Here is a 20642-nt window from a genome sequence, read left to right on the forward strand (position 1 = left end):
CCTACTCAGGACGGCTGCCGGGATGCCCGGGCCGGGGTCCCGGGCGGAGCCCAGTCGGCGATGCCGTCGAAGCCGCGCAGCAGCAGGCCGGGGGCGAGGCGGGTGGCGGTGGCGACGGCGGCGTTCCGGAGGGCCACCGCGGGGGCGCCGGCCAGGGAGATCGCGCGGGCGGCGCGCGCGGCACGGCGTACGACGTCCATCGTGCGCGGCAGCCGGTCGCGGGTGTACGCGGCGAGCGCACCGCACGGGTCGGCGGCCGGGTCGGCGGCGTACGGGGACAGGTGGTGGGCGAGGACGACGGCGTCCTCGATGGCCTGGTTGCCGCCCTGCCCCAGGGTGGGGGCCATGGCATGGGCCGCGTCGCCGAGGAGGGCGGTCCGGCCCCGGTGGTAGGCGGGCAGCGGTGCGGTCATGGCCCGCACGTCATGGCGCAGGACGGCGCCGGGTTCGGCGGCCGCGAGGATGTCGGGGACCGGCCGGTGCCAGTGGCCGAAGAGCCGGAGCAGTTCGGCCTTCTCGCCGTCGGGGGCCTGGCCGCCGGGCGGGGTGAAGGCCGCCGCGTACGCGTAGACCCGGCCGTCCCGCATCGGCTGGCTGCCCCAGAGCCGCCCCCGGCCCCAGGTCTCATGCGGTTCGAAGGGGCGCTCGAGGGCGGGGACGACGACGCGCCAGGTGGTGAATCCGGCGTAGCGGGGCCCGGGGTGGCCGGGGAAGAGCGCGCGGCGCACGGCCGAGTGGACCCCGTCGGCGCCGACGACGAGGTCGGCCTCGCGCTCCCCGTCCGCCGTGGCGACCCGGGCGAGGCGGCGGGCGTCGCCGGGGTCGGTCAGCTCGGCGGAGGCGCCGGTGCGTACGCAGCCCTCGGGCAGCCGGGAGAGGAGCAGCTCGACGAGGGTGGCGCGGTGGAGCAGGACCACCGGGCCGCCGAACCGTTTCGCCACCGCCGCGCCGTCCATCCGGGCCAGCCGGCGCCCGCCGGGGGTGCGCAGCCCGCCGCCGCCCTGCCAGGCGGCCAGCGCGCGGACCTCGTCGCCGAGGCCGATGGTGTCCAGGGCGCGCTGCGCGTTGGGGGCCAGCGCGATCCCGGCTCCCAACGGGGCGAGGGCGGCGGCGCGCTCGAAGACGGTGACGGACCAGCCGCTGCGGTGCAGGGCCGCGGCGGCGGTGAGCCCGCCGACTCCGGCGCCGATGACGACGGCACGGGACTGTTCCATGATTCCTCCCCGGTCACTACAGGTGTAGTGTCGCCGAGGCTACTACAGCTGTAGTGCGGACGGTAGGTTGGCCGTATGACCGCTGATCACACCCCCTCCCGCGCCCCCGCACCGGGCGGCTCCCGCGCCGAGCTGATCGCCGACACCGCCCTCGCCCTGCTCGCCGAGCGCGGCATGCGGGGGCTGACGCACCGCGCGGTGGACGAGGCGGCCGGGCTCCCGCCGGGTTCGACGTCGAACCACGCCCGTACCCGCGCCGCCCTGCTCAAGGCGGCCGTCCGGCGGCTGGCCGAGCGGGAGGCGCGGGTGCTGCGGCCGGACGAGATGCCCTACCCGGGCGACGGCCCCGGCGGGCCCGGCGACCCCGCCGCCGATCCGGTCCCCCGGCTGGCCGACGCGCTCGCCCTGGCGCTGCACCGCTCGCTCACGCAAGCGCGCGATCTGCTGATCGCGCGGTACGAACTGGCCCTGGAGGCGACCCGCCGCCCCGAACTGCGGGAGTTCTACGACACGACGGGACGCGGCTTCCGCGAGCCGCTGGAGGCCCTGATGACCGCCGTGGGATCCGGCGCACCGCGGCGGCACGCCCAGTCCCTGGTCGCCTGGTGCGAGGGGCAGATGTTCAGCCGCGCGGCCGGGGCCGACCACGCCGCGGCCCCCGAACCCGAGGCGCTGCGCGCCGGGCTCGAGGAGCTGCTGCGCGGGATGCTGGGCCGATAACCCGTGGCGCGGCGGCGCGCCGGGACCGCATGATGCTCGCCATGACGACTGCCGAACGCCGCGAAGCGCCCCGCACCGCCGATGAACGCACCAGCCTGGAGGGGTGGCTGGAATTCCACCGCGAGACCCTGGCCCTCAAATGCGGGGGACTGGACGACAAGCAGCTGCGCGAGGCCACCGCGCCGCCGTCCGGGCTCACCCTGCTGGGGCTCGTACGGCACATGGCCGAGGTCGAGCGCAGCTGGTTCCGGCGGGTGCTGGACGGTCAGGACGCGCCGCCCATCTGGTACAGCGACGAGGACCGGGACGGCGATTTCCGGGTCACCGAAGCGGACACCGGCGAGGCCGCCTTCGCGATCTGGCGGGACGAGGTCGCGAAGGCCCGTGCGGCCGCGGTCGGCCACTCCCTGGACGAGGTCGTCACCCGCCGCGACCGCAACCACGAGGAGTACAACCTGCGCTGGATCTACCTCCACATGATCGAGGAGTACGCCCGCCACAACGGCCACGCGGACCTCATCCGCGAGCGCATCGACGGGGTCACGGGCGACTAGACGGGAGCTCCGGGGCTCCGGGGCTCCGGGGCTCCGGGGCTCCGGGGCTTCGGGCCTCAGGGCCTCAGGGCCTCAGGGGGCGAGCCGCTGCCCCAGCCGGGCGATCCCGGCCCGCACCCGGTCCCCGTACGGATCGTCGCCGAGCGTGCCCGCGCATCCCCGGGCCAGCGCCAGCTGGCTGCGTGCCGCCGCCTCCTGGCCGAGCTTGGCGTAGTCCACGGCCAGGTTGAGGTGGAGCGCCGGGTAGAGGGCACGCAGCCGGGGCGCGGCGGTGCGGGCGCCGGGCCCGTCGGCCGCGGCCAGGGCCAGCAGGTCCCACAGCAGCTCATCGGCCGGATCGTCCTGGGTGTCGGCGAGATAGTGGGCGAGGGCGCAGCGGTGGAACGCGTCGCCGTCGCCCGCGATCTCCCGCCACAGCGCGGCCAACCGGTTGCGCGCCTCCTCGCGGTCGCCGCCCCGGTGCAGCATGACCGCCTGCCCGATCCGGGTCAGCACGGCGTCGTCCTCCGGCGCCTCCCGCCGTACCTCTCCCATCCGGTCCTCCCGCCTGCGCACCGCCGGTTGTCGCCCCCGCCCGCCGCCGACGCTAGCCGGGAAGCCGTACGGCGCCCGGCAGGCGGGCCCATCGGGTCAGTCCGGCGGCCCGTACCGCTCGGCCAGTTCGGTGACGGCGCGGGCGACGGCCGTCCGCAGCTCGGGAGGGTTCAGCACCTCGGCGTCGGTGCCCAGCCGCAGCATGTCGTCGACGGCGACGGGCAGCGACTCCACGGGCAGCACCACCCGCACCCTCCCCCGGTCGTCGGGCGGGCCCGCGCCGGCGGCGGCCGCCGCGCCGATCGCGCCGAACTTCATCGGCAGCAGCCGCAGGCCCCGCTCGGTCAGCAGCAGTTCGGCCTCGCCCCGGAAGCGCGCGGCCTCCATGGCGCGGGCCGACTCCTGCCAGTAGGCGGCGAGGTCGAACCCGGCGGGGCGCTCGAAGACGTCCGCGAGCACCTCGGCGGCCAGGATCCGCGCCACGCGGTAGCTGCGGATCGACTCCTCCACCCGCGCCACCAGGTACCAGATGCCGCCCTTGAGGACGAGGCCGAGCGCGTGCAGGTCCCGGTGCACCTCGCCGCGCCAGCGCCGGTAGTGCACCCGCAGCACCCGTCGCCGCCACACGGCCTCGGCCGCCGCCGCGAGGTACGGCACCGGCTCGGCGTCCCGGAACCAGCCGGGCGCGTCGAGGTGGAAGCGCTCCTGGATGCGGCGCGAGCGCTCGTCCAGCTCGGGCGGCAGCGCGGCCCGCAGCTTGAGCTGGGCGGTGGTGAGGTCGGCGCCGAGGCCCAGTTCGGCGGCCGGACCCGGCATCCCGGCGAGGAAGAGCGAGTCGGCCTCGTCGCCGGTGAGCCCGGTCAGCCGGGTGCGGTAGCCGTCCAGCAGGCGGTAGCCGCCGGCCGGGCCCCGGTCGGCGTACACCGGCACGCCGGACGCGCTCAGCGCGTCGATGTCGCGGTAGACGGTACGGACCGACACCTCCAGCTCCGCGGCGATCTCCGGCGCGGTCATCCGGCCCCGGTTCTGCAGCAGAAGGAGCAGGGAGAGCAGGCGGTCGGCACGCATGCGGTCCATTGTGCGCCCGTACCTGACAGAAGGTGTCAGGTACGGCGGGCAGAGTCCTTCCCACCAGCACGGCCTGATCGAAAGGACCCGCCATGACCACGCACGCCACCGGTACCTTCACCTTCGCCGACTGGCAGGAGAAGCCGGTCGGGGAGGCCGCGGGCGGGGCGAAGCTCGCCCACGCCACCGTGACCAACGGCTACTCGGGCGCGATCACGGCGTCCGCCACCGCCTGTCAGTACGCCATCGTCTACCTCCCCGACAAGACCGGTGGCTTCTCGGGCCACGAGCTGGTGGACGGGGAGCTGGACGGCCGCCGGGGCAGCTTCGTCCTCGCCCAGCACGGCACCTTCGGTGAGGACGGCACCGTGCGGTGCGCCTTCGAGGTGGTGCCCGGCTCGGGCTCCGGCGAGCTGGCCGGGCTCACCGGTGCGGGCTCCTTCACCGCCCCGCCCGGCATCCAGGCCGTCCGTTACGCCTTCGACTACGAGCTGGGCTGAACCGGGCCGAGGTCCGGGATCCGCCAGTCGATCGGCGTGTGGCCCTGGGCCTTCACCGCCTCGTCGATCTGGGTGAAGGGGCGCGATCCGAAGAACTTCTTCGCCGACAGCGGGGAGGGGTGCGCGCCCTTCACCACCGCGTGCCGCTCCTGGTCGATCAGCGGCAGCTTCTTCTGGGCGTAATTCCCCCACAGGACGAAGACGGCCGGGTCGGGGCGGGCGGCCACCGCGCGGATCACCGCGTCGGTGAACTTCTCCCACCCCTTGCTCTTGTGGGAGTTGGCCTCGCCGCCGCGGACCGTCAGCACCGCGTTGAGCAGCAGGACGCCCTGCCGGGCCCACGGCATCAGATAGCCGTTGTCCGGAACGGGGTGGCCCAGCTCCTCCTTCATCTCCTTGTAGATGTTCCGCAGCGACGGCGGGGTCTTGACGCCCGGCCGCACCGAGAAGCACAGCCCGTGCCCCTGGCCCTCGCCGTGGTACGGGTCCTGGCCGAGGATCAGCACCTTCACCTGGTCGTACGGCGTGGCCTCCAGGGCGGCGAAGACCTCGTCGCGCGGCGGGAAGACCGGCCCCTTGGCCCGCTCCTCCTCGACGAACTCGGTGAGCTCCTTGAAATAGGGCTTCTCCAGCTCCTCGCCGAGGACGCCGCGCCAGGACTCGGGCAGCACGTAGGGCACGTCAACAACCTCCGGTCGTGTTCCGTTCACGGTCACGAACCTACCGGCGGCCACCGACAACGCCGCACGCGGCGTGGGGAGAACGACGTGCGGGCCCGGCACCGGAAGCGGTGCCGCGCCCGCACGTCGTAGCGGGTCGGGGGCGGTCAGCCGACGCCCGCGTTGAGGAAGACACCGCCGTCGACGACGAGCGTCTGGCCGGTGATCCACGCGGCCTGCTCGGAGGTGAGGAACGCGGCCGCGCCCCCGATGTCCTCCGGCACCCCCAGCCGCCCGAGCGGGTACGCCGCGGCGGCCTCCGCCTCCCGCCCCTCGTACAGGCGGGTGGCGAACTTGGTCTTCACCACGGCGGGGGCGATCGCGTTGACCCGCACGCCCGGCGCGAACTCGTGGGCGAGCTGCGCCGTGAGGTTGATCATCGCGGCCTTGGAGACGCCGTACGCGGCGATGAACGGCGAGGGGGACAGCCCGGCGACCGAGGCTATGTTGACGATCGCGCCGCCGTTCTCCTTCTGCCACGCCTTCCACGTCTGCTGCGCGAAGCCGAGCGCCGAGACGACGTTGGTCTCGAAGACCTTGCGTATCACCGCGAGGTCGAGATCGGCGATCGGCGAGTAGACGGGGTTCGTACCGGCGTTGTTGACGAGGTAGTCGACCCGCCCGAACGCCTCCATCGCGCGCTGGACGGCGGCCGCCTGGTGCGCCTCGTCATGGGCCTTGCCGGGGACGCCGATCACCCGGTCCGCGCCCAGCCGCTCGACGGCCTCCTTCAGGGCTTCCTCGTTGCGGCCGGTGATGCACACCCGGTCGCCGCGCGCCACCATCGCCTCGGCGATGCCGTAGCCGATGCCACGGCTGGCGCCGGTGACGAGCGCGGCCTTGCCGCTGTCCGCTGCGATCTCTTTGGTCATGGGGTTCGTCCAGCTCCTGTATCAGTTGAGCGGGCCGCCGGCCACGTACATCACCTGGCCGGAGACGAACCCGGCCGCGTCCCCGGTGAAGAAGGCGACGGCGTTCGCGATGTCGGCCGGCTGCCCGACCCGCTGCACCGGGATCTGGCTCGCGGCGGCCTTCTGGAAGTCGTCGAAGCCCATGCCGACGCGCTCGGCGGTCGCGGCGGTCATGTCGGTGGCGATGAATCCGGGCGCCACGGCGTTGGCGGTGACCCCGAACTTGCCCAGCTCGATGGCGAGGGTCTTGGTGAAGCCCTGCATGCCGGCCTTGGCCGCCGAGTAGTTGACCTGGCCGCGGTTGCCGAGCGCGGAGCTGCTGGAGAGGTTGACGATCCGTCCGAACCCGGCGTCCACCATGTGCTTCTGACAGGCGCGCGACATCAGGAACGCGCCCCGCAGATGCACGTTCATCACGGTGTCCCAGTCGGACTCGCTCATCTTGAAGAGCAGGTTGTCGCGGAGCACACCGGCGTTGTTCACCAGGATCGTCGGCGCGCCCAGCTCCTCGGCGACACGCCCGACCGCGGCCTCCACCTGCCCGGCGTCGGACACGTCGCAGCCCACGGCGATGGCCTTGCCACCCGCCGCGGTGATCTTCTCCACGGTGTCCGCGCAGGACGCCTCGTCGAGGTCGAGCACGGCGACGGCGCGGCCCTCCTCGGCCAGCCGCACGGCGGTCGCCGCGCCGATACCGCGGGCCGCGCCCGTCACGATGGCGACACGCTGCTCGTTGGTGGACATGCGGGTTCTCCTCGCCTCGGTAGCAGCTCACCGTCCCGGCACCCGGGGATGAGCAACCGCTTAGTCTCTTCAGCAGACGAGACGCTATGAGGCCCGCCGCCCACTGTCAACGACCCGCCGTGATGCCCTTGCTCACCCTCGCCCGTCAGCGCACCAGCAGGTCGAGCAGCCGCTCGACCTCCGCCTCCGCGTCCGTGGTCAGCCCGGTGTGCACCGGGCCCGGCTGGACGACCGTGGAACGCGGCGCGACCAGCCAGCGAAACCGCCGCCCCGGCTCGTCACCGGCCGCCTGACCGGCCTGCTCTCCGCCGCGGCAGACGCCCTCCACCGCGTGCAGCGCGGCCCGTACGCCCGCCACGTCCGCCGACGGGTCGAGCGCGAGCAGCCGGGTCTCGTCCAGATGGGTGCGGGCCGCCACGAAGGACGTCGCGCGGCAGTAGACGACGACGCCCGCGTTGATCAGCTCACCGCGCTCCACCCGGGGAACGACCCGCACCAGCGCGTACTCGAACACATCCCGGCCATGGTGCAGCCCGCTCACTTCGCTGCCTTTCCGTCGACCCATACGCGCAGCCAGTCGGGGGCCTTCGACGGCCCGTCGCCGGAGCGCTCCCCGAGCGTGATCCTTTCACCGATCGCCCCGGCCCGTTCCAGCAGCACGCCCACATAGGCGCGGCGCACCGCGTCCGGGCTGTCGAAGCCGGGCTCACCGTCCAGCCAGGCGTCCGGGACGTCGGCGGCGACCTCGGTCAGCAGCTCCTCGGTGATCCGCGGCGCGAGCGCGGCCGCGGCCGCCGCCACATCGGGCGCGAAGGGGGCGAGTACGTGGTCGGAGGCGTCGTACGGCTTGGTGGCGGCCGCGTCCAGACCGCGCCAGCTGTGGTGCCAGATCATGGTGGCGCCGTGGTCGATGAGCCACAGCTTCCCGTGCCACACCAGCAGGTTGGGGTTGCGCCAGGACCGGTCCACGTTCCCGACGAGCGCGTCGAACCACACCACCCGTCCGGCCTCCGCCGCGCCCACCTCGAAGGCCAGCGGGTCGAAGCCGAGCGAACCGGGCAGATAGTCCATGCCCAGGTTGAGTCCCCCGCTGGCCTTGAGGAGTTCCTGCACCTCCTCGTCCGGCTCGCCCATCCCGATCACCGGGTCGAGCTGGATCCGCACCAGCTCCGGCACCCGCAGCCCCAGCCGGCGGCCCAGCTGCCCGGAGATGACCTCGGCGACGAGGGTCTTCCGGCCCTGCCCCGCGCCGATGAATTTCATGACGTACGTACCGAGATCGTCGGCCTCGACGATGCCGGGGAGCGACCCGCCCTCACGCAACGGCGTGACGTAGCGGGTCGCGGTGACTTCGGTCAGCATTTCCCCAGGCTATAGGTCCGTCTGGCCTTAGGAACCACGACGGACCGACAAGGCCCTCCGACCTGGCGATCCGCCCTGAACCCCTGGGGTCGCTGCCGAGTTCTGCCACGGTGTTCCGTACAGCTTCAGCGGCGTACAGAGTGCCGTCGGGGCCGTTTCCTGGCGGTTCCCCCGCTCAGCCGACGGCACCCAGGGCACCCCGCCTCCCTACATGGGTCTTCCCGTCTGCATCGGCGAACCTGGCCGCGAACCGGTGGTGCCGTCCACAGGGGTGGAGATGAGTCTGGAGGGGAGTTCGGAGCGCCGTTTGATCTGCAGCTTGCGGTAGGCGCGCGTCAAATGCTGCTCCACGGTACTCACGGTTACATGAAGTTTACGGGCGATCTCACGGTTCGAGCTGCCGAGCGCAGCGAGTTCCGCGACGCGCTGCTCGGCCTCGCTCAGCACGGCCCGGCTCTCGGCCTCGGTCGTGGGGCAGTCGGGAAGCACACATGGGCCGATGGGTTCGGCCGAGTGGCCTCGGACGGTGCTCACAAGCGCCGTGGCACCGCACGCGTCCGCCCAAAAGCGGGCCTGTTGGGCGACCATCTCCGCCTTGGCATGGTCTCCGTGGTTGCGGTAGTTGTGCGTGAGGTCGACGAGTGTGCGTGCCAGCTCCAGTCGGCTGCCCTTGCCGCTGAGGAGCATCGCGGATTCCCTGAGCAGAGTGAGACGCTCGCTGGGCCGGCTGATGCCGGCGAGGACTCTGAGGGCCGTGCCGCGTGCCGTCGGTGAGTCGCCGCCAGGGCGCTCCAGCTGTGCGAGCACCAGCCGACGGGCTTCTTCCTCGTCTCCGAGCTTCTGCAGGGCCACGGCGGCGTCACTGCGCCACGGCAGGAATGTCGGGGTGTCGAATTTCCACGCTTTGGCCATGGCTCCGCACGCCGACAATTCCTCCAACGCGGCGTGGTAGCGGCCGGTGGCCAGCAGGTGGCGGCTGCGAGCATACCGATGCAACAGGCCGAACCGGGTCTTGAACACCTCACGTGGCACCGGCTTGTCGAGGAGTTGTTGCGCCGACTGGTGCTGACCGGTCTCGGTGTAGGCGAGGACGAGCCCGGACAGCGGCATCGCCACCTCCATGCCCCAGAGACTGGGCGCCAGCGAGCCGAGCGATTCCTCCCCCAGTTCCTGCGCCGCCACGGGCGCGCCCTGGTGCAGTGCGATCTCGCTCCGCAGGGCAGTCAGGAGCGCACTCCACCGGGAGAGCCGGTGGGTCGTTGCGACGTCGTGCAGTCGCGAACCCCACTCGTTGGCCAGGTCGTAGTGTTCCGTGTAGGTCAGGGCCTCCAGAACCGCCAGGGCGGACTCCAAGGATGCGTCGTCCGCCCTCGTGGTCTCCAGTACCTGCAAGGCCTGCGGGGTGAGGTCGTCCTGTGGGCCGTTGGTGAGCACTCGTTCCAGAAGCTCGGTGCCGTTGGTCGTACCGGCGCCCGCGGCTGCGCCGGTCCACGGCCTGTGGCGTACGACATGCGGGTGGACCGGCAGCGGCCAGGTCACCGACGGGTGATTGACGCGCAGAAAACACCGCGTGTGGTCGAGCGCCGCGGCGGTTTCGGCATCCAGATGCTCCGCGGCCGAGCCCGCCGTGCGGATCACCTCCAGGGCGTCGCCCTCGCGGCCGTACCGGATCAGGTGGCGCACGAGACTCAGTGCGCAGCGACCGGTCAGCGCTCCCTCACGCACGTAGCCGAGTAAGGGGTCGATGAATCTCAGGAGTTGACCTGGATTGTCGCGACTTGCCACATGCGAGAGGAAGGCCGTGATCTCCGCCTTGCCGCGGTGGCTTTCCGAAACCTGAACAGCCAGTTCAAGTGCGGAGACGGCCAAGCCGGGGGTGCCTGCGGCGAGCATCTCCTGCGCTGCCTGTATCAGCGGTGCGCGCGCCCATGGCTCCGCGTCTCCGGCGTTGATCAGATGGCGGGCCACGGTCAGGTCCGGGACGCCGCATTCGTACAGCACCCGCGCGGTGGCGAGGGACAATACCTTGTGTTCGTGGAAGTCGGGGTCTTCCAGGAGGCCGGTTGCGACCAAGGCGTGCCGGAAGCCGTCCTCGTGGGTCACGCCCATTTCGTCCAGCGCTTCCAGGGCTGCAGTCACCCTGTCCTTGCCGAGCTCGAGCACACGGCTGATGCTGGATGCTCCGCCCCACTCTCCGAGCAGGGCCAGGGCACGGGCCACGGTCAGCAGTTCGGGGCTGCCCCGCCGCAGCATGGACAGAACTGTCCGTGCCGTGGCTTCGCTCGCCTGGAACGGGGCGTGTTCCTTGCCGGTGCGCACGGTGCCGTGGTCCAGGTGCTCGGCGAGCAGCGCCTGCACCACAAGGGGGTTTCCCCCGCTGACGCGGTGGCACGATGCGGCGTAGCAGTCCGCCTCGCGTGCTGTGAGGTGAGCTGACAAGAGGTGATGCACACCGAGGGGGGACAGCGCGGGCACCGGGATGCGGCGGACGTACGGGGACGTCAGCGCATCAGATGCGGGAGATTGTGCGTGCGCCGGGAGTGCAGGGCACTCCGTGAGGACGACAAGTACACGCGCCGTCCGAATGCTTTGCACCAGCCGCGACAAGAAGTGGATCGACGGCTCGTCGGCATGCTGCACGTCGTCCACCGCGATGACGAGCGGGGTCTTTGCAGCAGTTGCGTGCACCAGGGAAAGCAGTTCCCCGGCGGCCCAGGACGGTAACGGCGGGTGGCCCGACTTCAGGGCGGCCGGAGCGGACCGGGGCGCCGCTCCGTTCCACAGGTCGAAGAAGGCTTGTCGCAGGACGTCCGGTGTCCCTGGGGAGGCGGTGAACAGCTGTCGCAACACTCCGAGAGGAACGTGGCGCTCCGCCTGGATGCAGTCGGCGCGTAATACCAGCGCTCCTGTCTCCACGGCGTGTTCGGTGATGGCGCGTAAGAGCTCCGTTCTGCCGCAGCCCAGCGGGCCGTGCAGAACGGCGGTGCCCCCGCGGCGATGCAGGGCTTTTGAGAATAAGTCCTGTAAAAGTGCGCGCTGGTGCGCACGTTCGATCAGCGTCATGTCTCCCCCTACACAACATCGGACGCGTACAGCTCAACGGTGACACCTTTGGCACCACACAGGAATCGATCCCCTCCGCCCCCTAACCGGAATCCCAAGCACTGGTCAAGAGGAGGTAATTGAGTTCCGCGCCCAGCACGTCGACCACCTGCGCGGATGTGGGTTTTCAGGACGTCAGTAGGGGTTGGTTAGGGGTGGTGAAGGATCTCTGCGACTGCATAGTTTCACGCCGAACTGGGGGGCCCGTTCCGGAACGGCTGAGCGGCGTCTCCGCGACGAAGGAGGAGGGCGTATGCCGCAGAAGCTGCGGTTCGATGAGCGCGTCGCGGTGGTCACCGGCGCCGGCGGTGGCATCGGTCGTGCCATCGCGCTGGAATTGGCCCGGCGCGGCGCCCGCGTCGTCGTCAACGACTTGGGCGGGCCGCCGACCGGGGGCAGAACGCCATGCGCCGAGCTGGCCCGGGCCGTGGTGGCAGAGATCCGCGAGCTGGGCGGAAAGGCCATCGCGAGCACCGACACCGTGGCCACCCCCGAGGGCGGCGCGGCCATCATCCGCACCGCCCTGGACACCTGGGGGCGCATCGATGCGCTCGTGGCGAATGCGGCGATCCTGCGCGACGCCCTCTTCACGAGGATGAGTCCTACCGACTTCGACGATGTTCTCGCCGTGAATCTCAAGGGCGCCTTCTGCGTCATGCAGCCGGCCTTCCGGGCGATGGCCGAGCGCGGCGAGGGCACTATCGTCGCTGTCACCTCGGCGGCCGGGCTGTGCGGGTCCTATGGCGGCGCCAACTACTCAGCCTCCAAGGCGGGGCTCGTCGGGCTCACCAAGGCGGTCGCCTGGGAGGGGCAGAAGTACGGCATCAGGGCCAATTTGCTGGCCCCCGGCGCCCTGGACACCCGCCAATCCGAAGCCTTCAAGGCGACCGGCGCGGCGCTGCCGGGCCGCCCCGACGCGGACGTGGTTCCCGGTGCCGAGATGGGACTGCTCACCGCTGACCGCGTCGCGCCGATGGCCGTGGCACTCGCTCATCCCAGCTGTCCCGTCACGGCGGAGATTTACGGCGCAGCCGGAGGCTGGTTCCACCGCTACTGGACTGCACACAGCGATGGCTGGGCGGGATCGACAGCCCCCACAGCCGAGGACGTCGCCGCGCACTGGGAGACCGTGCGCGGCCTGCCGGGCCAGGAACACGAAGTTGCGGAGGAGACCTTCCGCTTCGCGCTTCGGGCCAATCAGCGGCACCTGGAACACCTCGTCGCTCCCTAGCCCCGCCCACCAAGTCCCTGGCCCGGCGGACGCCGCACGGCGCACCCTTGCCATGCCTGCACGCGCTCCCCGCACGCTGCGACTTGGCTCGAGCAGGAGGTGCCCCAGCCCTCCACCGCGTCACCGACAGGCCCGGCAGCCCCGCCACTAGGGCCGGCACCTGCCCGGAACACTGCCGCCCGGCCTTGTGATCCCCCTATTGCGACCCCGCGACTGCGCGCTCCGCAACGAAAGGCAACGCGTGGACATCAACATCGTCACCCCCGAGTCCGTCATCGACCCATGGCCGCTCCTGGAGGAAGTACGGGCGGCCGGCCCCGTCGTACGCAGCGAACCGATGGGCGGTGCGTGGCTCGTCAGCTCCTATGAGCACTGCCGCGAGGTCCTGATGGACTACAAGCACTTCTCCAACACCGTCTTCGCCTCCACCGACTTCGGCCCCTGGTTCGAGGGCACCGACACCATGGTCCACACGGACCCGCCGGACCACACCCGGCTGCGCTCCATGGTGCAGAAGGTGTTCACCTACCGCTCGGTCCAGCGACTGGAGCCGCGCATCCATCAGATCATCGAGGAACTCCTCTCAGCGCCGGAGTTCGTGGACGGCATGGAATCGGGCGAACCCGTCGATGTGCTCGGCCAGTTCACCAGCGCACTGCCCACAACGGTGATCGCTGAACTGCTCGGCATCCCCAGTTCCGACCGTAAACTGTTCTACCGGTGGGCGGAGTCGATGATGCGCTGTATCTTGGCCGACCCTCGCCTCGTTCCGCAGGAACACATCGACGCGGCAGTCGTCAGCGGCCGGGAGATGCTCGAGTACCTGCAGGCCGAGATCGCCCAGAGGCGGCGCAGCGGAGCGACGGAGGACCTCATCGGCCGCCTGGTCGAGGAAAACGCCGGCGGGTCCCTCTCCGACAAGGAACTCGCCGCCACCTGCGTTACGTTGCTCGTCGCGGGATCGGACACGACCACCTCCACCACGACGACGATGCTCTCCCACCTCGCACGCCACACGGACCAGCGCGATCGCCTCATCGCCGACCCCGGCCTGACGGGCAGCGGCGTCGATGAGACCCTGCGCTACGACCCCACAGCACGCGTGAACTTCAGGAAGGTCCTCGGCGAGGTCGAACTCGGCGGACAGCGGCTGTCCGACGGCGACATCGTGTGGATCCTGGTCATCGCCGCCAACCGGGACCCCGCACGGTTCGAACGGCCCGACCAGTACGACGTGGGCAGGTCCCCGAACCAGCACCTGACGTTCGGCCAGGGGCCTCACCTGTGCCTGGGTTCCCAGCTCGCCCGCATGGAGGTACGCAACGCGGTCAACGCCTTCCTCGCCCGCTGGCCTCGCTACGAGGTGGTGGACCGTCAACCCTCGGCGGCCTACGCGGCACTGACCTGGGAAACCTTCAGCGTCGCGGCGGGGAAGTGAGCAAGTTGTCCAAAGACGACACGACGATGGCATCCGACAGTCGAATACGGGTCGACTTCGACCCGTGGAGCACGCGCCTGGCCGGGGCACCGGAGGAGTTCTGGGCGGTGATGGACGGCCTGCGGGAGCGGGGCCCGGTCCTCTACAGCACTGCGCACGGCGGCTTCTGGATCATCACCCGGCATGCCGAGGTCCTGGCGGCCAATAAGGACTGGGAGACCTTCTCCTCGGCCCAGGGCGTCTCCTTGCCGCACAACCCCGACGCCCCGCTGCTCGCCCCCATCGAGGTCGACCCGCCCTGTCACCGCGACTGGCGCAAGATGCTCAACCCGCTGATGTCCCCAGCAGCCGTCGCTGGTCACGAACCCGCCATGCGCCGAATCGCCTCCGACCTCATCGACGAGTTCATCGCGGCCGGGGCCTGTGACCTCGCTGAAGATTTTGCCTGGAAGTTCGTCCCGGCCGCGCTGTTCGAGCTGCTCCTCGGCGTCGCCCCCGAGGAAGTCCCGTACACCAGAGGTCTCGCTCACCTCGTCGTGTCGCAGGGCGCCACCCAGGAGGAGCAGAACCGAGCCTTCGCCGACCTGACCGAGTGGTCCTTGAAGCACCTGCGCTGGCGGACGACACAGCCGCACCGCGGCGATGTCGTAGATGCCCTGCTGCGCGGCGAGGTCGGCGGCCGACGCCTCACGCACGAGGAGATGGTGCCGGCAATGATCTTGCTGATCGTCGCAGGCATGGACACCACCTCCAACAGCATCGGCGACATCGCCCTGCACATGATCAATGATCCCGCGCTGGCTCAGCTGTTCGGTGACAACGAGCAGTCCGTGGAGCAGATCGTTGAGGAGCTGCTGCGCTACGGATCCATCTCCTTCGGCCTCTCACGGGTGACGACGCGGGTGACGGAGGTGGCGGGCCAGCGGATCCCAGCTGGTGAACGCGTCTTCCTGCTGTGGGCCGGCGCCAACCGGGACGAGCGAGTCTTTGCACGACCCGACCGGTTCGATCCCGCTCGCAAGCCCAACCCCCACATGGCGTTCGGTGCCGGGCCGCACCGCTGCATGGGCGCCCACTTCGCCCGGCTGATGCTGAAGGTGGCCGTCACCGAAATCCACACCCGGCTTCCGGGGCTGCGCTTGCAGGCGGGGGCACACATCGACCAGCCGCCCGGCCTCGTCCGCAGCATCCGCTCTCTGCCCGTGGAGTTCGAGCCCGGCGAGCCGTGCCGCCCTGTCGAGAGTCTCCTATGACCACGACCACCGACGCCACCGGCCCCGCGACACCGCCCGTCATCGCACCGGACCGCCCCGACTTCTACTGGAATGGCGAGACCGCCTTCCGCTGGCTGCAGGAGAACAGCCCGGTGCACCCGTGGGTGTCTTCGAAGGGGCGGCCGATGCACCTGGTCTCCCGCTGGGTGGATGTGCGCCGAGTCTCAGGGGCACCGGCCGACTTCAGCAGCGCACACGGCCACATGATCGACGAAAGCCCTGGCTCGGCGGGCGGCCGGCCCGCCGACCCCAGGCAGGACACTCCGCTGCTGCACAACATCGACCCACCGGAACACGACAAGCACCGCAAACTCATCAGCCGCAGTCTCACCGCGCGCCGAGTCCAGCGGCTCGAACCCGCCGTGCGGGCTCTGGTTCGCGGGGTGCTCGACGAAGTCCCCGTAGGCCGGGAGACGGATGCGGTGAGCGCCTTTGCAGCGCCGATCCCGCTGCAAGTGATCGCCGAACTGCTGGGTGTGCCGCTTGCCGATGTGCCGCTTCTCGGCCGCTGGTCCGACGAACTCGCGGCGGTGTCCGACGCCGCGGGCGCACGGTCGCGCCAGGAGGTCTTGTCGGAGTTCTTTGACTACTTGGACGTGCTGATCGCCGAACGGCGGCAGTCGCCCCGCGATGACCTGATCACCTCATTGGCCTTCGCCGAGCTCGACGGGCAGTGGCTCTCGCACCCGGAACTGCTGATGCACCTTTGGACCGCTCTGGTCGCGGGCAACGAGACCACACGCAATGCCATCGCCGGTGGTGTGGAAGCCTTCGCCGCCAACCCGGCGGAGTACCAACGGCTCACAAAGGAACCGAGGATGGCGGCCGCGGCGGCCGAGGAGGTGCTGCGCTGGAGCACGCCCGCGCGCTACGGGGGACGCACCGTGGTCCGGCCCGTGGAACTCGCCGGGCATCGGCTGCGGCCCGGTGATTACGTCCTGATGCTCTACAGCGCGGCGAACCGGGACCCCTCAGTGTTCCGCGACCCCTACCGCTTTGACATCGGCCGCGACTCTGCCCGGATGCACGTGTCCTTCGGACACGCCACGCACTTCTGTATCGGGGCCCAACTCGCCCGGCTGGAGATCCGCATTGTCCTGGAGGAATTCGCCGCCCGCTATCGCCAGGTGTCGGGTGCCGGGCCGGCCCACCGCAGCCCCAGCCCGATGCTGAACGGCTATCAGCGCCTGCCGGTCGTGCTCCATGGCTGAAAACGCGAGCCCGCCGAGGCGCACAGAGGAAAGGCTGCCGGTGCTGCTGACGGTGGTGGCGTGCACCACTCAGTTCCTGGTGGTGCTCGATGTCTCCGTCGTGCACGTGGCGCTGCCCTCGATCCGCGCGGCGCTCGGCTTTGACACTGCCGGACTGCAGTGGGTGGTCACCGGCTACATGCTCGCCTTCGGAGGCGCCTTGCTGCTCGGCGGGCGCCTGGCCGACCTCTTCGGCACCCGGCGCGTGTTGATGTGCGGACTCACCGTCTTCGTCGTCGCCGCCCTGGTCGCCGGCCTCGCCTGGCGACCGGAGGTACTGGTGCTGGCCCGTACCGTGCAGGGCGTGGGAGCGGCGGCGCTGTCCCCGGTGTCTTTGACATTGCTGACACGGGAGATCACCGAGGAGCGGCAGCGCACCCGCGCCCTCGCGGTGTGGGGCGGTGTGGCGGCGGCTGCAGGTGCAGCAGGAGTCTTCGTGGGTGGCCTGGTCACCGAGTTCCTCAACTGGCGCTGGACCATGCTGCTCAACGTGCCCGTGGGGTTGGCCCTTTACCCCCTGGCGTGCCGTGCGGTGCCCCGGCGGCCCGCGTCCGGGGCGCGCCGTTCGCCGGACGTGGTCGGCGCGCTGTCGCTGACCGCCGCGCTGGGGCTCTGCGTCTACGGCGCCCTGTCCGCGGACCTCGTGCCGCTCCTCGCCGGCGGGGGGCTGCTGTGCGCCGCTTTGTTGTGGGAGGGGAAGTGGGCCAGGGATCCTCTGCTGCCGCTGACCGTGCTCCGCAGCCGATCGGTGGCCGGGGCGAATGCGGCCATGTTCCTGACCGCCTCCGCCACCTTTTCCATGTGGTACTTCCTCTCCCTGCACCTGCAAAACGAGCGGCACTTCAGCCCGCTGGCGACGGGGCTGGCCTTTTTGCCGCAGTACCTGGCCGTGGTGGCCGGAGCCCAGCTGGCGCCCCGGCTGATCCCGGCCTATGGCACGCGGCGGGTCCTGCTGGCGGGGTCGGCGCTGCAGTGCGCAGGGTTCCTCTGGCTGGCAGGTGCCAGCGCGCACGCCTCGTTCCTGACGCATGTGCTGCTGCCGGGCTTCCTCATCACCTTCGCCCTTGGCATCTCCAGCACGCCGTTGACCCTGGCCGCCACCGGCGGCGTGCGCGCAGCCGACGCCGGTCTCGCCTCCGGGCTGGTCAACACCGCTCGCCACTTGGGGGGCGCGGTGGGTGTGGCGGCACTGACCGCGTTCGCGTACCGCTCCGGCGGGGTGGCCCCGGTCTTCCGCATCGACGCGGTACTGCTCGCCGCCACGGCCTCGCTGGCCCTGGCCCTTCCGGCTTCCCCCGTACGCACCGCACGCGCGCCCTCCGCCACGGCCCGCGACGGGAACGAAAGGACGAACCGCAGTGAACCAGCTTGATGTCCTCGATCGCTTCCGGCTGACGGGCCGGACGGCACTCATCACCGGAGCAGGCCGCAACATCGGTGCGGCCATCGCACAGGGCTACGCAGAGGCCGGCGCCGACCTGCTTCTGGTCGACAAGGACAAGGAGGCAGTGGACGCCGTCGCCGAAGGTGTTCGCAGGACAACGGGCAGACATGTCGCCGTCGTGCACTGTGACGTGGGTGCGGCCTCCGCAGTGGAGCAAATTCTCGCGGTGGCGCAGGAGCACTTCACCGTGGTGGACATCCTCGTCAACGACGCGCTGGCGTTCGGGGCCGCCGGCACGCACAGTGCCGATGTGACGCTGGATGAGTGGCAGGCTGCGCTCGACGTCAATCTCCTGGCGCCGGCGCGTCTCTCCGCAGCGTTCGTGCGGACCTTGGTGGGGGACGGCGAGGGCGTCATCGTGAACCTTTTGTCGGGGGCCGGTTTCGCCCCGGTGCCGCTGGCCGCTCCCTACAGCGTCTCCAAGGCCGCCCTGTGGATGCTCACTCGCTGTTTCGCGAGGGACTGTGCCCCACGGATCAGGGTCAACGGCCTGTGTCCCGGAACGATGACGCCCGACGGGGTGCCTCGTACGGAGGAACTGCGCAAGGCGACTCCCATGGGCCGGGGCGGCCGCGCGGACGAAGCCGTCGGCGCGGCGATCTTTCTGGCCTCGGCGGCGTCCAGCTATTCCACCGGAGACATCGTTTTCGTCAATGGCGGGTTCACCCATCTGGCCGGTTACGGAGACGAGGTCATCAGCGGCGACCCGGTCGGTCACCCGCGGGAGAGAGGGGGCTGTCAAGCATGACGGCCGGCCTGGACATGACGATCGGCGAACGTATCGAGCTGCTGCGGCGCCGACGCGGGCTTTCCCGGCAGACCCTCGCCTCGCTCGTGGGCTACAGCTCCGAGTGGTTGCGGCAGGTGGAGCGCAAAGGGCGCCAGGTGGACCGTCTTTCGACGCTTTTGAGGTTGGCGCAAGTCCTCCACGTCAAGGACGTGGCCGCCTTCATGGGTGTGGCGGTGCCGCAGGACAGGGTGGAACAACTCATCCAAGAAGGCGAGCCGGACATCCGTGCGGCCCTGCTCGGCCAGCGGACCGCGGACGTGGCGGGCGTGGCGGTTCCCCCCGGCGACCTCACGCGGCTGTGTCGCGACGTGAACGATGCCTGGACGTCCTGGCACCACTCCGCGCACCGCTACTCCCTGGTCCGGGCGCGGCTGCCCGGGCTGCTGGCCCGGGTCTATGGCTGCCATGCCTGGCACTCTGCACGGCAGGCTTTGCCGTTGAGCGCTCAGGTGCACCGTTTGACATCGGCATTCTTGCACAGTACCGGAGAGTTGCCGCATGCCTTGCTGGCCGCGGACCGGGCGCTCGCGGAGGCCAGGCAGGCGGGGGAAGCACTGCTGGCCGCGGCGTGTCTGCGCGGCTTCGGTGATGTGCTGCTGCGACTGCACTCCGCCGGCCAGGCGCGTGAGCTGTGTGTGGCCGAGGCCGACGGTCTGGCTCTGGACGGGGAGATCGCCGCAGAGGAGGTGGGGGCGGAGCGCACCTGGCTGTATCTCACTGCCGCCGAGGCCGCCGCGTTTCAGCAGGACCATCACGAGGCTGAGCGTCTGATGGACATGGCAGAAGAGCTGGCGGGGGGCCTCCGGGGCAGTGACATACGGACCGCAACGCCCGTGACGCCGGTGGACGTCGCCGCTCACCGGGTCCGGGTAGAGGCCGTGCTCGGCCGTACGGCACGCGCACTGCGCCTGGCTGAACAGGTGGAGGAGGTCGACGCGTTGCATCGCGAGGGGCGGGTCCGGTTCTACCTGACCTTGGCCCGCGCACACTTGCAGGCGCGCGACCAGTCGGGTGCCGTGCTCGCCCTGATGCAGGCGGACCGCGACTGCGGGGAGGAGATGCGGTGCAACGTCTACGCCCGGCATCTGCTCCGCCAGGCGATCTCTCAGGACAGCGTCACGGTGCGGCGCGATCTGCATCAGCTCGCGGAGAGCGCGGGGATCGTGTGACCGGTCCGGAACAGCCGGCGCGCAGGCCGTCCCAGACCACCCCGAGAACTCGCTGGGGCCCGGCCATGCCACCGTCGTTGCGGTGTCGGGCGAGGATGAGGCCGGTGATCAGCGCCATGAGATCGGCCACGCTGATGTCGTCGCGGATGGCCCCTACCTGCTGTGCCTGGAAGAGCAACTTGCCGATGACGCGGCGCAGATGGAGGCGGGCCTGTGGCACCGCGGCAGACGGTTCGATGTCGTCGCCGGCGAGTGCGTCCATCATGTCCTTGCGGACGCTGCCCTCCTCGATGGTCAGGGAGAGAAAGGTGAGCAGCGCCTCGGCCGGCTCAGCGGCATCTATCAACTGTTCCGCCTGGGCGACCAGTTGTTGCAGCCTGCCCAAGATGATCGTCTCGAAGAGCACCTCTTTGCTGGAGAAGTGCCGGTAGACGGTGCCGGACCCCACCCCCGCGCGTCGGGCGATCTCATCCAGGGGAACCGCCAGGCCCTCCGAAGCGAACGCCTCCTGGGCGGCCTTGAGTACGCGCGCCCGGTTGCGCTGGGCATCGGAGCGCAGAGGAGTAGCCAAGCGGGGGCCTCCCCCCGCTTGGTGGGGAGAAGGCTTGCCAGTCCTCG

General features: G+C 70.8%; 20 protein-coding genes. 10 read left to right on the forward strand and 10 right to left on the reverse strand.

The annotated features are described in order from the left end of the window. Nucleotides 1-5 precede the first annotated feature (5 nt). On the reverse strand, nt 6-1214 hold the full coding sequence (locus ABZ562_RS20630) for an FAD-dependent monooxygenase (RefSeq protein ID WP_361481456.1): 1209 nt from the start codon (nt 1212-1214) through the stop codon (nt 6-8). A 75-nt stretch (nt 1215-1289) separates the two neighbouring features. Between ABZ562_RS20630 and ABZ562_RS20635 the strand changes: the two genes are divergently transcribed. Beyond that, nucleotides 1290-1934 carry a TetR family transcriptional regulator gene (locus tag ABZ562_RS20635; RefSeq protein WP_361481458.1) on the forward strand — a complete coding sequence of 215 codons (645 nt, stop codon included), beginning with the start codon at nt 1290-1292 and terminating at the stop codon, nt 1932-1934. A 41-nt stretch (nt 1935-1975) separates the two neighbouring features. Further along, on the forward strand, nt 1976-2488 hold the full coding sequence (locus tag ABZ562_RS20640; RefSeq protein WP_361481461.1) for a DinB family protein: 513 nt from the start codon (nt 1976-1978) through the stop codon (nt 2486-2488). 72 nt (nt 2489-2560) lie between these two features. Here the strand turns inward: ABZ562_RS20640 and ABZ562_RS20645 are convergent, their stop codons facing one another. Next, a complete protein-coding gene (locus ABZ562_RS20645; protein ID WP_361481464.1) occupies nt 2561-3022 on the reverse strand; it encodes a hypothetical protein in 462 nt (153 codons plus the stop codon). 96 nt (nt 3023-3118) lie between these two features. Next, complete coding sequence (locus tag ABZ562_RS20650; RefSeq protein ID WP_361481467.1) at nt 3119-4099, reverse strand: WYL domain-containing protein; 981 nt, start codon at nt 4097-4099, stop codon at nt 3119-3121. Nucleotides 4100-4182: 83 nt separating this feature from the next. On the opposite strand from ABZ562_RS20650, the gene ABZ562_RS20655 reads away from it, so the two are divergent. Next, nucleotides 4183-4590, forward strand: a complete 408-nt coding sequence (locus ABZ562_RS20655) for a DUF3224 domain-containing protein (RefSeq protein WP_361481470.1) — start codon at nt 4183-4185, stop codon at nt 4588-4590. Here ABZ562_RS20655 and ung read toward each other — a convergent pair. From ung to ABZ562_RS20685, 6 genes are all read right to left on the reverse strand, one after another. Beyond that, entirely contained in the window at nt 4575-5270 is a 696-nt protein-coding gene (gene ung / locus ABZ562_RS20660) for a uracil-DNA glycosylase (RefSeq protein ID WP_361481641.1), read from the reverse strand. The genes ABZ562_RS20655 and ung overlap by 16 nt on opposite strands. 146 nt (nt 5271-5416) lie before the next feature. Beyond that, nucleotides 5417-6181: an SDR family oxidoreductase gene (locus ABZ562_RS20665; protein ID WP_361481473.1), complete on the reverse strand. Its 765-nt coding sequence runs from the start codon at nt 6179-6181 to the stop codon at nt 5417-5419. 21 nt (nt 6182-6202) lie between these two features. Next, on the reverse strand, nt 6203-6964 hold the full coding sequence (gene fabG / locus ABZ562_RS20670; protein WP_361481476.1) for a 3-oxoacyl-ACP reductase FabG: 762 nt from the start codon (nt 6962-6964) through the stop codon (nt 6203-6205). 145 nt (nt 6965-7109) lie between these two features. Beyond that, the gene (locus tag ABZ562_RS20675) at nt 7110-7505 is read right to left on the reverse strand and encodes a DUF3037 domain-containing protein (protein ID WP_055551217.1); all 396 of its coding nucleotides are present in this window, start codon (nt 7503-7505) and stop codon (nt 7110-7112) included. Continuing rightward, nucleotides 7502-8326, reverse strand: coding sequence for a HipA family kinase (locus ABZ562_RS20680; protein WP_361481481.1), 825 nt, complete (start codon nt 8324-8326; stop codon nt 7502-7504). Before ABZ562_RS20680 ends, ABZ562_RS20675 begins: the two co-directional genes overlap by 4 nt. A gap of 207 nt (nt 8327-8533) precedes the next feature. Next, nucleotides 8534-11389, reverse strand: coding sequence for an AAA family ATPase (locus ABZ562_RS20685; RefSeq protein WP_361481484.1), 2856 nt, complete (start codon nt 11387-11389; stop codon nt 8534-8536). A gap of 292 nt (nt 11390-11681) precedes the next feature. Between ABZ562_RS20685 and ABZ562_RS20690 the strand changes: the two genes are divergently transcribed. The 7 genes from ABZ562_RS20690 to ABZ562_RS20720 all read left to right on the forward strand — a co-directional run bounded on the left by ABZ562_RS20690 (nt 11682) and on the right by ABZ562_RS20720 (nt 20024). After that, the gene (locus ABZ562_RS20690; protein WP_361481487.1) at nt 11682-12659 is read left to right on the forward strand and encodes an SDR family NAD(P)-dependent oxidoreductase; all 978 of its coding nucleotides are present in this window, start codon (nt 11682-11684) and stop codon (nt 12657-12659) included. A 241-nt stretch (nt 12660-12900) separates the two neighbouring features. Then, entirely contained in the window at nt 12901-14097 is a 1197-nt protein-coding gene (locus tag ABZ562_RS20695; protein ID WP_361481490.1) for a cytochrome P450, read from the forward strand. Between the two features lie 26 nt (nt 14098-14123). Beyond that, nucleotides 14124-15350 (forward strand): cytochrome P450, encoded by a 1227-nt coding sequence (locus ABZ562_RS20700; protein ID WP_361481493.1) that lies wholly within the window; start codon nt 14124-14126, stop codon nt 15348-15350. After that, nucleotides 15347-16582, forward strand: coding sequence for a cytochrome P450 (locus tag ABZ562_RS20705; protein WP_361481496.1), 1236 nt, complete (start codon nt 15347-15349; stop codon nt 16580-16582). The genes ABZ562_RS20700 and ABZ562_RS20705 overlap by 4 nt, the downstream gene beginning before the upstream one ends. Nucleotides 16583-16622: 40 nt before the next feature. After that, nucleotides 16623-17993, forward strand: coding sequence for an MFS transporter (locus ABZ562_RS20710; protein ID WP_361481499.1), 1371 nt, complete (start codon nt 16623-16625; stop codon nt 17991-17993). Beyond that, complete coding sequence (locus ABZ562_RS20715; RefSeq protein WP_361481501.1) at nt 17980-18813, forward strand: SDR family oxidoreductase; 834 nt, start codon at nt 17980-17982, stop codon at nt 18811-18813. The genes ABZ562_RS20710 and ABZ562_RS20715 overlap by 14 nt, the downstream gene beginning before the upstream one ends. Beyond that, on the forward strand, nt 18810-20024 hold the full coding sequence (locus ABZ562_RS20720) for a helix-turn-helix domain-containing protein (protein ID WP_361481504.1): 1215 nt from the start codon (nt 18810-18812) through the stop codon (nt 20022-20024). The genes ABZ562_RS20715 and ABZ562_RS20720 overlap by 4 nt, the downstream gene beginning before the upstream one ends. Here the strand turns inward: ABZ562_RS20720 and ABZ562_RS20725 are convergent. Beyond that, the gene (locus ABZ562_RS20725) at nt 19972-20595 is read right to left on the reverse strand and encodes a helix-turn-helix domain-containing protein (RefSeq protein WP_361481507.1); all 624 of its coding nucleotides are present in this window, start codon (nt 20593-20595) and stop codon (nt 19972-19974) included. The two genes, ABZ562_RS20720 and ABZ562_RS20725, sit on opposite strands and share 53 nt — an antisense overlap. Nucleotides 20596-20642 lie beyond the last annotated feature (47 nt).

This window comes from Streptomyces sp. NPDC019937 (genome assembly GCF_040631655.1).
Lineage (GTDB): Bacteria > Actinomycetota > Actinomycetes > Streptomycetales > Streptomycetaceae > Streptomyces.

Coding starts and splice junctions, on each gene's coding strand:
- ABZ562_RS20630 (WP_361481456.1), bottom strand. CDS start 1,214: ATGGAACAGTCCCGTGCCGTCGTCATCGGCGCCGGAGTCGGCGGGCTC.
- ABZ562_RS20635 (WP_361481458.1), top strand. CDS start 1,290: ATGACCGCTGATCACACCCCCTCCCGCGCCCCCGCACCGGGCGGCTCC.
- ABZ562_RS20640 (WP_361481461.1), top strand. CDS start 1,976: ATGACGACTGCCGAACGCCGCGAAGCGCCCCGCACCGCCGATGAACGC.
- ABZ562_RS20645 (WP_361481464.1), bottom strand. CDS start 3,022: ATGGGAGAGGTACGGCGGGAGGCGCCGGAGGACGACGCCGTGCTGACC.
- ABZ562_RS20650 (WP_361481467.1), bottom strand. CDS start 4,099: ATGGACCGCATGCGTGCCGACCGCCTGCTCTCCCTGCTCCTTCTGCTG.
- ABZ562_RS20655 (WP_361481470.1), top strand. CDS start 4,183: ATGACCACGCACGCCACCGGTACCTTCACCTTCGCCGACTGGCAGGAG.
- ABZ562_RS20665 (WP_361481473.1), bottom strand. CDS start 6,181: ATGACCAAAGAGATCGCAGCGGACAGCGGCAAGGCCGCGCTCGTCACC.
- fabG (WP_361481476.1), bottom strand. CDS start 6,964: ATGTCCACCAACGAGCAGCGTGTCGCCATCGTGACGGGCGCGGCCCGC.
- ABZ562_RS20680 (WP_361481481.1), bottom strand. CDS start 8,326: ATGCTGACCGAAGTCACCGCGACCCGCTACGTCACGCCGTTGCGTGAG.
- ABZ562_RS20685 (WP_361481484.1), bottom strand. CDS start 11,389: ATGACGCTGATCGAACGTGCGCACCAGCGCGCACTTTTACAGGACTTA.
- ABZ562_RS20690 (WP_361481487.1), top strand. CDS start 11,682: ATGCCGCAGAAGCTGCGGTTCGATGAGCGCGTCGCGGTGGTCACCGGC.
- ABZ562_RS20700 (WP_361481493.1), top strand. CDS start 14,124: ATGGCATCCGACAGTCGAATACGGGTCGACTTCGACCCGTGGAGCACG.
- ABZ562_RS20705 (WP_361481496.1), top strand. CDS start 15,347: ATGACCACGACCACCGACGCCACCGGCCCCGCGACACCGCCCGTCATC.
- ABZ562_RS20720 (WP_361481504.1), top strand. CDS start 18,810: ATGACGGCCGGCCTGGACATGACGATCGGCGAACGTATCGAGCTGCTG.